Annotated in this window: 13 protein-coding genes; 5 read left to right on the forward strand and 8 right to left on the reverse strand. The window is 70.2% G+C overall.

The genetic code is table 11. The annotated features are described in order from the left end of the window. Positions 1-2: 2 nt before the first annotated feature. The 6 genes from HFP48_RS03860 to HFP48_RS03885 all read right to left on the reverse strand — a co-directional run bounded on the left by HFP48_RS03860 (position 3) and on the right by HFP48_RS03885 (position 5162). Positions 3-404, reverse strand: coding sequence for a TIGR02611 family protein (locus tag HFP48_RS03860; RefSeq protein ID WP_006943381.1), 402 nt, complete (start codon positions 402-404; stop codon positions 3-5). 205 nt (positions 405-609) lie between these two features. Beyond that, positions 610-957 (reverse strand): hypothetical protein, encoded by a 348-nt coding sequence (locus HFP48_RS03865; protein ID WP_006943375.1) that lies wholly within the window; start codon positions 955-957, stop codon positions 610-612. 112 nt (positions 958-1069) lie between these two features. Further along, the gene (locus tag HFP48_RS03870) at positions 1070-2143 is read right to left on the reverse strand and encodes a patatin-like phospholipase family protein (RefSeq protein WP_029540825.1); all 1074 of its coding nucleotides are present in this window, start codon (positions 2141-2143) and stop codon (positions 1070-1072) included. Between the two features lie 80 nt (positions 2144-2223). Further along, the gene (locus HFP48_RS03875) at positions 2224-3261 is read right to left on the reverse strand and encodes a DUF5914 domain-containing protein (protein ID WP_168579041.1); all 1038 of its coding nucleotides are present in this window, start codon (positions 3259-3261) and stop codon (positions 2224-2226) included. Then, on the reverse strand, positions 3258-4823 hold the full coding sequence (locus HFP48_RS03880; RefSeq protein WP_006943365.1) for an FAD-dependent oxidoreductase: 1566 nt from the start codon (positions 4821-4823) through the stop codon (positions 3258-3260). The genes HFP48_RS03875 and HFP48_RS03880 overlap by 4 nt, the downstream gene beginning before the upstream one ends. Before the next feature lie 102 nt (positions 4824-4925). Next, entirely contained in the window at positions 4926-5162 is a 237-nt protein-coding gene (locus tag HFP48_RS03885; protein WP_168579042.1) for a hypothetical protein, read from the reverse strand. 259 nt (positions 5163-5421) lie between these two features. Between HFP48_RS03885 and HFP48_RS03890 the strand changes: the two genes are divergently transcribed. From HFP48_RS03890 to HFP48_RS03905, 4 genes are all read left to right on the forward strand, one after another. Then, on the forward strand, positions 5422-6855 hold the full coding sequence (locus HFP48_RS03890; RefSeq protein WP_168579043.1) for a DUF4038 domain-containing protein: 1434 nt from the start codon (positions 5422-5424) through the stop codon (positions 6853-6855). Between the two features lie 441 nt (positions 6856-7296). Continuing rightward, the gene (locus HFP48_RS03895; protein WP_043797559.1) at positions 7297-7587 is read left to right on the forward strand and encodes a hypothetical protein; all 291 of its coding nucleotides are present in this window, start codon (positions 7297-7299) and stop codon (positions 7585-7587) included. 204 nt (positions 7588-7791) lie between these two features. Beyond that, the gene (locus tag HFP48_RS03900) at positions 7792-8538 is read left to right on the forward strand and encodes a flavodoxin family protein (RefSeq protein ID WP_037200461.1); all 747 of its coding nucleotides are present in this window, start codon (positions 7792-7794) and stop codon (positions 8536-8538) included. Further along, positions 8538-9044: a lipoprotein gene (locus HFP48_RS03905; protein WP_006943359.1), complete on the forward strand. Its 507-nt coding sequence runs from the start codon at positions 8538-8540 to the stop codon at positions 9042-9044. Before HFP48_RS03900 ends, HFP48_RS03905 begins: the two co-directional genes overlap by 1 nt. A gap of 194 nt (positions 9045-9238) precedes the next feature. Here HFP48_RS03905 and HFP48_RS03910 read toward each other — a convergent pair whose 3' ends face one another. Then, positions 9239-10456: an erythromycin esterase family protein gene (locus HFP48_RS03910; RefSeq protein ID WP_168579044.1), complete on the reverse strand. Its 1218-nt coding sequence runs from the start codon at positions 10454-10456 to the stop codon at positions 9239-9241. 113 nt (positions 10457-10569) lie between these two features. Between HFP48_RS03910 and HFP48_RS03915 the strand changes: the two genes are divergently transcribed. Continuing rightward, positions 10570-11289 (forward strand): MerR family transcriptional regulator, encoded by a 720-nt coding sequence (locus HFP48_RS03915; RefSeq protein ID WP_168579045.1) that lies wholly within the window; start codon positions 10570-10572, stop codon positions 11287-11289. A 329-nt stretch (positions 11290-11618) separates the two neighbouring features. Here the strand turns inward: HFP48_RS03915 and ligD are convergent, their stop codons facing one another. Continuing rightward, positions 11619-12590, reverse strand: a complete 972-nt coding sequence (gene ligD / locus HFP48_RS03920; protein ID WP_168579046.1) for a non-homologous end-joining DNA ligase — start codon at positions 12588-12590, stop codon at positions 11619-11621. Positions 12591-12774 lie beyond the last annotated feature (184 nt).

Genomic DNA, 12774 nt, shown 5'->3' on the forward strand with positions numbered 1-12774 from the left:
GGCTAGAGCGGGCTGTCGAGCCACGAGTAGTCGACCCCGATCCAGCCGCCGGCCAGGCTGAGCGTGCCCAGCAGCCACAGCGTCATGACCACGATCGCGCCGGTCGTGAGCGCTCCCGCGCCCCGCACCACCAGCGACTGCTGCCCGAACCAGTGCATGAACCGGTCGTAGCGGCCCCGCGCGAAGTGCAGCAGACGGTGAGCCCAGGCGAACTCCGAGGCCAGGATCCCGAGGCCGGCGAAGACGATCAGCCAGCCCGGTCCGGGGTAGGGGATGGCGACGACGCCGGCCAGCAACACGAGCGCTCCGAAGGTACCGACGGTGATGCGGTACGTCAGATTCAGCGACGGGCGCGTCTCGATGCGCCGGCGCCAGCGGAGCCACCGCTGCTTCAGCCGACGCAACGGGGATATGTGGGTCCGGGCCCCGACCCGGTCGGGCGCAACCGCGTGCCGAATCCGTCCTTCACTCACGATCTACCGAGCCTGCTTCTCGTCATACCTGGGTGCCGTGCACGGCAGGGTCGTCTTCCAGTCTACCGACGACCGGCGGGTACGGCGGGGCCCGGAAACACGGACCCGCACGTCGCGGCCGGTCCGATCCGCGTGGTCAGGCCGCCGCGGCGTCCGTCGGGGCGGGATTCGCGGCGGTGAGCCGGTCCAGGTAGGCGGTGAAGACGGTGCCGAGGGCGACCGCGGTCTCGATCGTGTCGAGCCCCCGTATCGCCGCCACGAAGGACTCGTAGACGATGGCCGCTGCCTGCGACGGGAACAACCCGCCCTCGTCGGCGGTCAGCACCCGCACCGCGTCGTCCACGCTGCCTTCCACCGCGCCGGCCACCGATCCGTGCAGCGGCACCGCGGCCGCCGCGGCGATCAGGGCGTCCGCCAGCGCGGAGGAGGGGAACGCCACCGCAGCCGGTGCGATCACCCGACGGAACATCGTTACGTTCGCCATGTCGAACCTCCCGTGGAATCTCCCGAGCCGTTCTGTCGAGTGGTACCCGTGCGGGCACGCTGTACACAGTGCCCGAGGGGACCGACAAGTTCCGCTGCCGGCGAGCGACTCGTCACGCCGCCAGGACGCGCCGGGCATCGGCACGTCCGGCATGCATGAACTCCGGCCAGTCCCGGGTGCCGAGGAACTGCCGGTAGAAGCCGACGCCTCGCACTTTCTCGTACGGAACCGGCTCGATCATCGTGACGTGGGAGGCCGAGCGCAGCCGCGCCAGGTTCTCCCGCGCCAGCTCGACCTGCTGGGACGTGCGCACCTGACCGGCGATGTAGAGGATGCTCGCGCGCCGCTCGGCCCAGCCGGTGGCGTCCTCGCCTTCGAAGCCGGGTGGGTAGAAGCCGTTGACGGCGAGGGTGACCTCGCACGGCTGCTCGAGGTCGAGCAGCGGGTGGACGGGGAAGATGTCGACGATCCCGCCGTCACACCAGTGGAATCCGCCGAGCTCGACGGGCGCGACGAACAGCGGCAGCGCGACCGCCATGTGCACGGCCCGGGCCACGGGCAGGTCGGGATACGTTCGTGGCCCGAGGTATTCGAGCCGGTTCTGTTCGATGTTCCAGATCGGCGCGTAGGCGGGTACGGGCATCGCGGCGAGAGTCATGTCGCCGAGCAGGCGCCGGTACGTGGCCTCGATCGCATCGCCGCGCAGGATGCCGGCGAATCCGCGGCCCACCGTCGGTGCGACGGCGAGCAGGCGACGCCAGTCGACGTCGAGATAGTCCTCGGGATCCAGCGCGAGGGTGAACTCTGCGACCTCCTCGGCGGGGACTCCCGCTGCGATCGGGAAGCCGAACAGCGCGGAACCGGAGCACAGGGAGATCACCGCCGGCCGGATCCCACCCTCCTCCATCGCCCGGGCCACACCGACCAGAGACGCGAGCGCTCCGCTGCCCCCTGTCGCGGCCATCGCGATCCGATCCCCCTCCTGCAGCCCGACCCGGAAGGGCTCGAACCGGGGAAAGGGGTGCAGTTCCCGGTCCGGCGTGCCCGAGGGCCGCTGCAGGGCCGCCCGCGCGACGTCGACGAGAAAACCGGCGTCGCTGCGCACGCCTTCGACCACGTCACGACCGCGGGAGAGGAGGTCGAAGTACTGGCGCACCCGGAAGATGTCGAGGACGGTGTCGAGCATGCCTCGACTGTGCGCGCGTGCCACACCGCGGGCCAGGGTCCTCGGTCCCGAATCCGTGCGGGATGCCCGCCGCGCAGCGGCTACCGGCCGGGGACGCGGCCCGGTTGTGCCGCGGTGCGGAGTTGATAGCGCCGTTCGGCGTAGTCCAGGTCGTCGCGCCACAGCCGGGTGGCCGTGTGCCGCATGAGGGGGCGGAGGGCGGCGGCGGCGCGCCGGGTGGCGATGCCGAACCCGGGGCGAGGGGAATCGGCGACGACGGCCTCGACGATCGCGGTCCGGGGCCGCCCGTCCGGTCCGGCACCGAGGGGCGTCGCGTGGGTCTCGACCACGCTGCCCATGCCCTCGCCCGACACGATCCGCATGACGACGGTGCGCGGGTCCGGGCTGGTGAATTCGGCGCGCACCGGCACACCGATCCGGCCGGCGACCCGGAAGGTGACGTCGACGAGGAACCGGTCCTCGCCGTCCGCAGTGCCGCGGGTGGAGGGAGCCTCGACCACCTCCAGGCGGGCGAACGAATACGGGTGGAACCAGGCGCCGTGCCACGGGTCGAGGCGGTTGGCGACGATGTCGGCCGGTTCGCACACACCGACGAGGGTGGCCACCGCGGCGAGGCGGGACCCGGCCGTCGGGCGAGTCGGGACGATCGGCAGTTCCGTCGGCTCCTCGCCGCCGACGTGATCGAGACGGACCCACACGAGCACCCCGTCGTCGTGGCTGGGGAAGGGCTTCCAGCCGTAGGCGCCGTCGGCGTCGAGGCGCAGCCCGTGCCAGCGGCAGACCAGCGCGCCGCAGTCCACCGCGGCCAGCGCCATCGGGGCGCCGAGGTGGGGGCAGGCGCCGGGGCCGACGAGCACCCGGTCGCCGTCGCGCCAGGCGACGAGTTCGATGCCGGCGATCGTGATGCCGAAGGGCCGGTCCGCGCCGATCTCACGGCTGGCCGCCACGACGTACCAGTTGCCGGACGGCCGGCGCTGGGCGCGGTCGAGGACGGCGGAGATCAGCTCGGGCCGTGCACCGCGGTAGGTGGGTTGCTGCGCGGCCCAGCGGTCCGGGTCGATGGGCCGGACGGGCCAGGTGTCGGGCCAGCGCCGGTACAGCGGATCGAGCACGCTCATGCGGGGTGCCTTTCCAGGGCGGCGAGCCGGCGCAGGACGGGTGAACGGCCCTGCGTGGGCACCGTGTACAGGTCGTGTCCGGCCACACCCCATTGCGCGAGAAGGGAATTCGCGGCGTGCCACCCGGTGGTGGCCGCGCGTTCCATGAGGGCCACCGGCAGATCGATCCGGATGCCGTCGCCGGCGAGCATCAACCGCTCGTGCGGGGTGCGAACGGTGGGCCGTCGCGCGAAATCGCCCACCCCGAACAACGGGCAGTCCTGACGCCAGAGCGTGCGTTCCTCGACGACGCGGGCCGCGGCGGTCTCGGGATAGATCGCGTGCAGGCGCGCGAGTACCTGGGCGCGCACGTCGTCGGGCGAATGTGCCCCGCCGACAGCGTCTCCCGTCGCGGCGTACGCGTGCAGTTCCACGACCGAGCCGCCGGTGCGGCGAGTCCAGGCCCGGGCCTCCTCCTCGTAACGGTCGAGCACGCTGACATTGTCGAGCGGGCGCAGGCCGCCGGTGCCGAGAAATGCCGGGCGGTCCGCGGCGACGGGACGGTCCAGCCACAGGCGCTGCACCAGGAACGGGGGCGCGGAACGCAATCGGTCCACCCGGGAACGCCATCCGGGATCGCCGAGATCCGGCGAGGCGTCGACGAGGGCGCGCAGCCCGGCCACGTCGAGCGCGAGGACGAGGCCGTCGGCGTCGATGCTGCCGCCGGTGCCGTCGTGGACGCGGAAGGTCCGGGTACCGCCGAGTTCGACGCCGGTCACCGCGGTGGACGTCCGGATGCGCGCGCCGTGTCCCGCGAGGTACCGGCCGAGCGGCTCCCACAGGGTGGTGTCGAAGTTGCCGGTGGCCACGTCGAAGAGCAGTCCCTCGGCGGAGCCGAGGAAGTAGATGTGGAACATCGTGGCCAGCTCGGCGGCCGACATGCCGGCCGGGGGAGCGAAGAAGCTGCGCGAGAACACCTCGAACGCCAGATGGTTGGCCGCCTCCGGAAAGCGGATGCGCTGCAGGAACGTCTGTGCATCGACGTCGTCGAGCCGGTCGTAGATCTCCGGCACGGACACGGTCGCCAGCGGGGCCGCCGCCCGCACGTCGATGCGCACCAGGTCCTGCAGCCGGAACGTGGGGCTTCGCAACGCGAACACCAGCGCGTTCCACGGAGGGGTGTTCGGGATCCCGCGAAAGGTGTCGCGCCGGCCCTCGCCGTCGATGAGCGGATAGTCGTCGACCGCCGTCAGCCGTTGCAGATCCGGGTCGGTGCGGCGCAGCAGCCGGCGCAGGTTGTAGTACTGCCGGAAGAAGGCGTGGAACCCGCGGTTCATCGCGATCCCGGTGCCGTCGTCGAGCCGCTCGTGCCACCCGCCGACCCGCCCGCCGAGGTGAGCCTCGCGTTCGAGCACCTCGACCTCCACGCCGCGCTCGGCGAGGGCGGTGGCGGCGGTCAGCCCCGCGATGCCCGCGCCGACGACCACCACTCGGGGCCGCTGCGGCAGATGCCCGGTGTCCGGCGCACCCCGAGAGGCGGCGTGGTGGGCGATCCGCCGATCGCTGCCGACGGCACCGTTCATATAGCTGCCCTCCTGCGGCGCCGGTCCGAATCCGGCCGTCCTGGTCGAACAGTGGCGAGGCCGAGCCTACCGCGGCAAGGCCCCCGGCGACGGCCGACGCGGTCAGGCGCCGAGCCGGGCCGCGTGCGACGCGACGGCCTCGAGATGCTTGTCCGCGGTGCTCAGATCCAGGTGGGCGTCGCTGAGGCCGTCGACGACCTCCCGCAGGTTGGCCTCGGCGGCGTCGTCGTCCGGTACCGGATCCACCAGGTCGAACGCCTCGGCGAGGGAGCGCACGCGCCGGTCCAGGGCCTGTAGATCCGTACGCAGTTCGGCGACCTGCCGGAGGAGATCGTTCATCGTGCTCCCTCCCCGTGCTGTGCGGCCGGCGACGGTCCGGGCGCGAACATCCAGCCGCACGCTCACGGTAAGCCGGAACCGGGGACCTTCGAGGCGGAACGGGCGGTCCGGGAAGTGACGTCACGAGATAGGCTCGACTGTGCGCGTGTGTCGGCGAGCGCATGCGGCAACCGGGTGAGGACGAAGGCAGTGGAACGGCTGAAGTCCCGGAGGGCGTGGACTTCTCCGGGGCGCGTAGCCGACACCGGGTGGGAGAAATGTGAAGAGAACCGCCGGCCTGTCCCTCCTGGTCGTGCTCTGCCTGGCGAGTTGTTCGGATGGCGGCGGGCCGCAGGGTCGGCCGTCGCCGCCCGCGACCGTCCCGGCGGCCGCAGCGTGCGACGTTACCGAGAGCGCCGGCCATCGCTACATCTCCGCTGTCGGTCGTGACGGCCGCTACTTCGAAGATCAGCATGGCGACCCGATCCTGATTCGCGGAGACTCGCCGTGGTCCGGCCTGGCGGACTGGTCGCCCGAGCAGGCCGAATCGTACTTCGCGAATCGTGAGGCCCACGGGTTCAACGCATCGATAATCTCTGCGGTCGCCGTCCCCGACAACGGCGGGCCGAGCGAGGAGGGGGCGACCTTCGACGGCATCCGACCGTTCGTCGACGGTGACATCACGGCGTGGAACGAGCGGTACTGGGCGCGTGTCGACGAGTACCTGCGGATCGCCTGCCGGCACGGGAACACGCTGTTCCTCTACCCGATGGACGGGTGGAACATCTCCGACGTGTTCGCGTCGGCGACTGCCGAACAGGCCGCCGTCTACGGCCGGATGTTCGCCCAGCGATACGCTCGGTTTCCGAACATCGTCTGGATGACCGGCGGGGACTATTCTCCCGAGACAGACGATCCCGCTGCGGGTTCCGACTCCGACCACGTGTTGCGCGGCATGCTCCAAGGGATCAGGGCGGCCGGCTCGGACAGGCCGTTCTCGATACAGCTGGGACCCCAGAAATCGCTCTCGACGGACAACCCCTTCTGGGAACCGTTGGCGGACTGGAACTTCGTCTACACATATCTGCCGACGTACAAGGCAGTGCTGGACGGTTACCAGCGACCGGCGGGCGCCAGGGACCCGCGTCCCGCCGTCTTCTCGGAGGGAAACTACGAGGGCGAGAACAACCAGCCCGACACGGCGCCGACAACCGACGAGACCCTTCGGCGCCAGGCTCTGTGGGCGTTGACCTCCGGATCACCGGGGGAGTTTCGTGGCTCCGACGACTGGGAGTTCCGAGACGGCTGGGAATCGCGCCTCGACACACCCGCCGTCACACAGCTCGAGGCCATTCGCGATCTGTGGGCCTCGTGGGCCTGGTGGCAGTTGGTGCCGGACGTCGACGAGCCGTTCGTGCTCGACGGGCGAGGCACCCGATCGACGGACGACGAGATGGTGGACGTCCTGGACGACGACTACGTCACCGCTGCACGCACCCCGGACGGCTCGCTCGCCGTCGTCTATGTGCCGACGCAGCGCACGATCCGGCTCGACCGTGCACTGATTCCGCCGGGAGCGACACTCGGCTGGATCGATCCCGCCGATGCCGCCGCGCCTTCGCTGCCGGCGGAGATCGATCGGGACGGATACGTGGCCACCCCGGGGACGAACGTCGACGGCGACCAGGATTGGCTCCTGGTGGTCGAGGCGTGAACGGGGAGCCGGGTCCGCGCGTCAGATCATGATGGCGGCGATGGCTACGGCCACCAGGACGGACGCTGCGACTGCCAGCCCGAGAAGCACCGAACCGGTGACGGCGACCGCCATGGCTGCCGCCACCATGCACGCACCTGCCGCCGTGCCGGACGTGTGCCGGAGACGCGAGTAGGACTCGCCGGCGTCGTCGTCGATATCGGTCCGTAACCGGTGCCGACCCTCGCATGTATGGACCACTGATGTACCCCCTGCCGTACCACAGTGTGATCGCTCTCACATTATGCACTCATTTGTATCGCATCACAAAACGATTTCGCCAGTCGAACGCGTATCCGGATCGTCGCGGTGCTCCTCTCGTCCCCTGTTCGTGCACCGAGGGTGTGAATTCCGTCCGGGCTGGGTATCGGATACGGAGTCGGCAGGAAAGGAGACGGGCGGATGGAGACGGAACGACAGGGCGGCAACGACGAGCCTCTGGTCGCGCACCCCGTGGTGGCTTTCGTGCTGGACGGCGTGCTGGTGCTGGCCGTAGCCGTGGTGGGGATGTGGATGTTCGGTTCGCTCCTCTGGGCGGCACTCGGCGGGGCGTTCTGCGCGGCCACGCACCTGCTGTGCCGGGCCACGGGGAACTGCGGTGCGCCCTCGCGCTCCACGGTCACGCAGCCGGAGAAGCAGAAGTCGGTCCCGGTGGCCACGGACGTCCGAGCCGAGGTCGCACAGGCGGCCTGACGCTCGGTCCCGCGGGTTCGAGTCGCACGCTCACGACGCCTCCTCGCTGCGCGAGTTCGTCGGTCACGGGTGCCGATCCCTTCCCCGGGCAACGATGTTCCGAACGTTACCGTAGGTCTCCGGCAGCAGAGGAGACACGGAACCGCCTCCGCGGGGTGTCGTCGCGGCCTATCGTAGGCGTGCGGATCTCGTATGGGAGGACCCATGGCCGAACCGGTGTTCGAGGAGTCGCAGGGCGCGGGCGGACCGCCGCAGTTCGAGGGACTGCGTGCGATGTTCGTCAACTGCACGCTCAAACGATCGCCCGAGACCAGCAACACGCAGGGGTTGATCGATCGCAGTGTGGCGTTGATGGAGCGCGAAGGCGTCACGGTGGACCAGATCCGGGCCGTCGACCACGACATCGCGACGGGCGTGTACCCCGACATGACGGAGCATGGATGGCCGAGCGACGAATGGCCGCAGTTGTTCGACCGGATCCTCGCCGCGCACATCCTCGTCATCGCCGGGCCCATCTGGCTGGGTGACAATTCGTCGGTCACCAAGAAGGTCGTCGAACGTCTCTACGGCTGTTCCTCGCTGCTCAACGAGCACGGCCAGTACGCGTACTACGGCCGCGCGGGCGGTTGCCTGATCACCGGCAACGAGGACGGCGTCAAGCACTGCGCGATGAACATCCTCTACAGCCTCCAGCACCTCGGATACGTGATCCCGCCGCAGGCCGACGCCGGCTGGATCGGGGAGGCCGGCCCGGGTCCCTCGTACCTCGATCCGGGGTCGGGCGGCCCCGAGAACGACTTCACCAATCGCAACACCACATTCATGACCTACAACCTCATGCACACCGCCGCACTGCTCGTGCGGGCCGGCGGCTTTCCGGTGGGTGGCAACCAGCGATCGCTGTGGGACGCCGGGTGTCATCCGTCGTTCGAGAACCCCGAGCATCGGTGATGCCGGCACAGATCGGCGAGCGGGGGCCGGGGGCCGTGTGGTGCGCGCTCCTCCCGCTCGTGGTGCTCGTCGCCACCGGCTGTGGGGCGACGGGCGAGAGCTCCTACGATGTCGTCCCGGCGTCGGAACCTGCGGTGACCACGGCCGGCGAGCCGACGGTGATCACCACGGCGAACGGTCCCATCGGTGAAATGCTCTTCGACCGGAGGGACCAGGCGATCTACATCTTCGACCGGGAGGCAGGCACGGTCCCCGACTGCTACGGGGACTGTGCCGTGGCGTGGCCGCCGGTGCTCACCGTCGGTGCTCCCGTCGCGGCCGGTGACGCCGACCAGGGGCTGCTGGGCACCACGTCGCGCTCCGACGGGACCGCTCAGGTCACCTACGCCGGGCACCCGCTGTACTTCTATGCCGACGAGGAGCCCGGACAGGTGCTGTGCCACAAGGTCGAGGAGTTCGGCGGCCTGTGGCTGGCGATAGACGAGGCCGGCGTGCCACTCCCGTGACCGGGGTGACCGTCCGGTGGTGTTCTACCGTCGCCCGGGCGAACGTGAGCGGATACCAGGAGTGACGGGTGCGCACCATTCGAACCCGCTATATCGGTCTGCTCACCAGATTCCTTGTTGCGCAGCATATCTCGAGCGACGGTCCTCGTTCGGTGAGGGGCTTCCGCGGACCTTGGCCTGCGCGTCGAGTGCGGCTACCAGTACTGATGCCGTCTTCCGTCGGTGTCGGCGACGAAGATGACCGCGTCGGCGCCGTCCAGGTCTGCCGGGCCCAGCGGGATGTGGCCGGGCACGATCGGTTCGCCCGTGCCCATCGACGGGGCAAGCGCGGCGCGCAGGGCCGGTGCCGGGAACAGGGCGCGGCGGGTGGTCGCCTCGGCCAACACGCCCTGGAGGGTGCCCGGATCGCTGTCGGGGTTGGCGTCGGTGGCCAGGAACACATAGCGCTCGCCGAGGGTGAGCCCGACGAGCGCGCCGGCGCTCCCCCAGCTCACCTCGCTCTCGCCGACCGGCATGTGGGACTGCGCACGCTGGAGGTGAACGTTGTGCGCGAACACCAGACTCGGCCCGCGTCGCTGCTCCTGGGCAACGATCGCGAGCAGGTTCTCGGCCATCATCTCGGCGCGCAGGCTGAGCAAGGTCGCGATGCGATCGGGTGCGGGACTGGCCATGGCGGCGTGATAGCGCAGCAGGCCCTGGGCGGTGCGCGCGTGCGCGACGGCGTGGTCGTAGCCGGTCGGGTCGGCGGAGCGCAGGCCGGGTGCCGCGCGGCGCAGGGCGCTGGCGAGGTCGTCGGCGACAATGCGCAGGGCGCGAGCGCGATCGGAGTCGCCGACGGACGCTGCCGGGTCGAACATGGCCGCCTGGTTCGTCCAGTCCGCGTCCTCGCCGAGCAGCGCGTCGAGGTCGCGGACCGATGCGGGCCGCAGCGCCGCGGGCAGGTAGTCGTTGGCCGAGGACAGTGCGCGTCGCGGGCTCGGCGCCCCGGAGAACTCCAACGGCGCGTCGAAGCCGTGGAAGCGAACCCGATCCTGCTCCGCGCGGCCGGCATTGTGCGCGCGGAGCCATTCGACGAGTTCGCGGTTGCCCGGCACCGCGCCGAACCCGTGGCTGAACCCGGTCGCGAGCACCGTGTCGATCTCCGCCGTTCCCACGGCCACGTAGTCGTCGACGACGGACGCGGCGAAGACATCGGTCTCCAGCACGATCGACCGGTACCCCCGTTCGACGAGGTGACCGAGGAGTTCGTTGCGCAGTAACGGGAACGCCTCGATCCCGTGGGTCGGCTCGCCGAGGGCGAGCAGGGTCGGCGGCTCGGTCCGCGTGGCGAGCAGTTCGTCGAGGGCGCGGCCCAGGCTTGCCGGATCGTCGAGTTGGCGGCCGATTCCACGCAGTGCTGCGGCAGTAGACATGAACACCCCTTGTCGGAAGGAACTGCCCTCGACGATATCGTTGAAGAATCGGGTGAAACTTCTGCGATTCCGACCAGGAATCTGGAGGTAGAAGCCTCAATCGGAGGTGCACGTTGCGACCCATCGACCTCGCCCGGGAACACGGGTTGTCCGCACAGGCGATCCGCAACTACGACGACGCGGGCATCCTCCCGCCGACCGAGCGCAGCGAGACCGGCTACCGGCGCTACACGCCCCTGCACGCGCAGGCTCTACGCGCCTTCCTCGCGTTGCGCGGTGGCCACGGGCACCGGCAGGCAACAGACATCATGCGTTCAGTCAACCGCGGCGACACCGAGTCCGCCTACCGGCTGATCGACGCCGCGCACGTCGCGCTGCTCGCCGAACGCGGCACCCGCACCGAGGTCGCAACGGCCCTGGGCGCCCTGTCCACCACGGCACCGACTGCTGTCCGCGGTGGACCGCTGACTGTGGGCGAACTCGCCCGCCGACTCGGCGTGCACCCGGCCACGCTGCGCACCTGGGAGACCCAGGGCATCCTGCGCCCCGACCGCGACCGAGCAACGGGCTATCGCGAATACGGACCGGACTGCGTGCGCGACGCCGAGATCGCACGGCAACTGCGCCAGGGCGGCTACCCGCTGTCCCAGGTCGCCCGGTTCCTCGAGTCGCTGCGCACGGCGGGCGGGGCGGACGCGTTGGCCGCCTTCCTCGGCTCCTGGCAGGACCGGCTGACCACGCGCAGCCGCAACCTTCTCGCCGGCGCGGCCCAGCTCGATACCTACCTCACCCTGCTCGACCGGACGCAGCAGGGGCGACCGACGACGTCGTGAGGGCAAGGGCCGGATCCTGGGGCCATTCCGCGCAGTGCCGGGTCGCTCGCGTGGATGCCACCGGTATCCCATCTTCCGGAGGCTTGCCCATGCCTCAGCCTCATTCTCGATCGGATTCCATTGTCACGGATACAATTCCGTGCGAGCCGCAGTCGCGAACGGATCGTGCCGTTCTCATTCGGAAACCGTGCACGCCGCTGCCGCGCCCGCCCCTCCAGCATCGCCTCGCACACAGTCTGCCCAGCGTCCAAGTGCACGACGTTGCATGCCAGAACCCCGTCGCGTCGAACCGGGGGCCTCGTCAAACCACAGCGATGGTGCATCCATTCCTATTTCGGTGCTCTTACCTCCTCCGGCTCCTTGTCCGGCCGCAGTCCCTTCCAACTCGGGTGGCGCAGACTGTCGCCGGTGAACTCGCGATACTCGACGTCCCCGACCAGCACCGGCTCGGCCCATCGGGCGGCCCGGACGACGGGCGCCGGAGGCATCACGTCGAACGGATCGCTGGGCCGCTCGAGTTCGTCGAGCCTCTCCCACAGGGCGCGCCGGCCGGCGGTGGTGAAGCCGATGCCGAGGTTGCCGATGTGGACGAGACGGCCGTCGTCGTCGTGGGCGCCGAGGACGAGGGAGCCGAACGTCGCGCGGTGCATGCCGGTGCCCGGCAACCATCCCGCGATCACGGCTTCGGTGCTCTCGCGCAGGGCGGTCTTGATCCATGCCGGAGAGCGGCGTCCCGGTTGGTAGACGGAATCGGTCCGCTTGCAGACGATGCCTTCGAGACCGTGATCGCGGGCAAGGTCGAGGAGGATCTTCGTGTCGGTGCCGACCCAGTGCGGCGGCGTGCGGACCAGGGGGCCGGACACCGACAGGTCGACCAGCCGACGGCGACGTTCGAGGTACGGCAGCCGGGTCGTCGGCGCGCCGTCGAGCGCGAGCAGGTCGAATGCGTAGAACTCCACGGGGATGGTCCGGATCAGGGCCGCCGTCGGTTTCGCCACGTGGATGCGGCTCTGCAGCCGGGCGAACGCCGGCGCCCCGGACCGCGGATCGGGAGCGACGATCTCCCCGTCGACGACCATCGGCCGGCCCCGGGACACCGCCGACAGTGCGATCGTCAATTCCGGGTAGACCCCCGAGACGTCCTTGCTGTTGCGGCTGTAGAGCCGGCACCGCTCGCCGTCGCACACCGCCACCGTGCGGACGCCGTCCCACTTCATCTCCACCGCCCAGCCGGTGCCGATCGGCGGCCGGCCGGGCGTGGCCAGCGTCGGGGCGGGCACCGCGGAGCGGGAGGCGGGCATGGGTCGAATTATCCGGTGTGGCGTGCCCGGCTGCAGGGCAACTGTTCGGATCACCCTGTACCGGAATGAATTACACGCGTGTATTCCGCTGCCGTCCGGTGGCGTCGGTGCATTGCCGCAGTTTTCGTGCCGGTGGCGACACCTGTCGCTCGTCTTGACGAAACTCCTGCGGAGTGTCTACCGT

This window comes from Rhodococcus sp. DMU1, assembly GCF_012272955.1.
Taxonomy (GTDB): domain Bacteria; phylum Actinomycetota; class Actinomycetes; order Mycobacteriales; family Mycobacteriaceae; genus Rhodococcus; species Rhodococcus aetherivorans.

Excerpts from the sequence above, each read along its gene's own strand:
- HFP48_RS03865 (WP_006943375.1), bottom strand. The coding sequence starts at position 957 with ATGGCGAACGTAACGATGTTCCGTCGGGTGATCGCACCGGCTGCGGTG.
- HFP48_RS03870 (WP_029540825.1), bottom strand. The coding sequence starts at position 2,143 with ATGCTCGACACCGTCCTCGACATCTTCCGGGTGCGCCAGTACTTCGAC.
- HFP48_RS03875 (WP_168579041.1), bottom strand. The coding sequence starts at position 3,261 with ATGAGCGTGCTCGATCCGCTGTACCGGCGCTGGCCCGACACCTGGCCC.
- HFP48_RS03880 (WP_006943365.1), bottom strand. The coding sequence starts at position 4,823 with ATGAACGGTGCCGTCGGCAGCGATCGGCGGATCGCCCACCACGCCGCC.
- HFP48_RS03885 (WP_168579042.1), bottom strand. The coding sequence starts at position 5,162 with ATGAACGATCTCCTCCGGCAGGTCGCCGAACTGCGTACGGATCTACAG.
- HFP48_RS03895 (WP_043797559.1), top strand. The coding sequence starts at position 7,297 with ATGGAGACGGAACGACAGGGCGGCAACGACGAGCCTCTGGTCGCGCAC.
- HFP48_RS03900 (WP_037200461.1), top strand. The coding sequence starts at position 7,792 with ATGGCCGAACCGGTGTTCGAGGAGTCGCAGGGCGCGGGCGGACCGCCG.
- HFP48_RS03905 (WP_006943359.1), top strand. The coding sequence starts at position 8,538 with ATGCCGGCACAGATCGGCGAGCGGGGGCCGGGGGCCGTGTGGTGCGCG.
- HFP48_RS03910 (WP_168579044.1), bottom strand. The coding sequence starts at position 10,456 with ATGTCTACTGCCGCAGCACTGCGTGGAATCGGCCGCCAACTCGACGAT.
- ligD (WP_168579046.1), bottom strand. The coding sequence starts at position 12,590 with ATGCCCGCCTCCCGCTCCGCGGTGCCCGCCCCGACGCTGGCCACGCCC.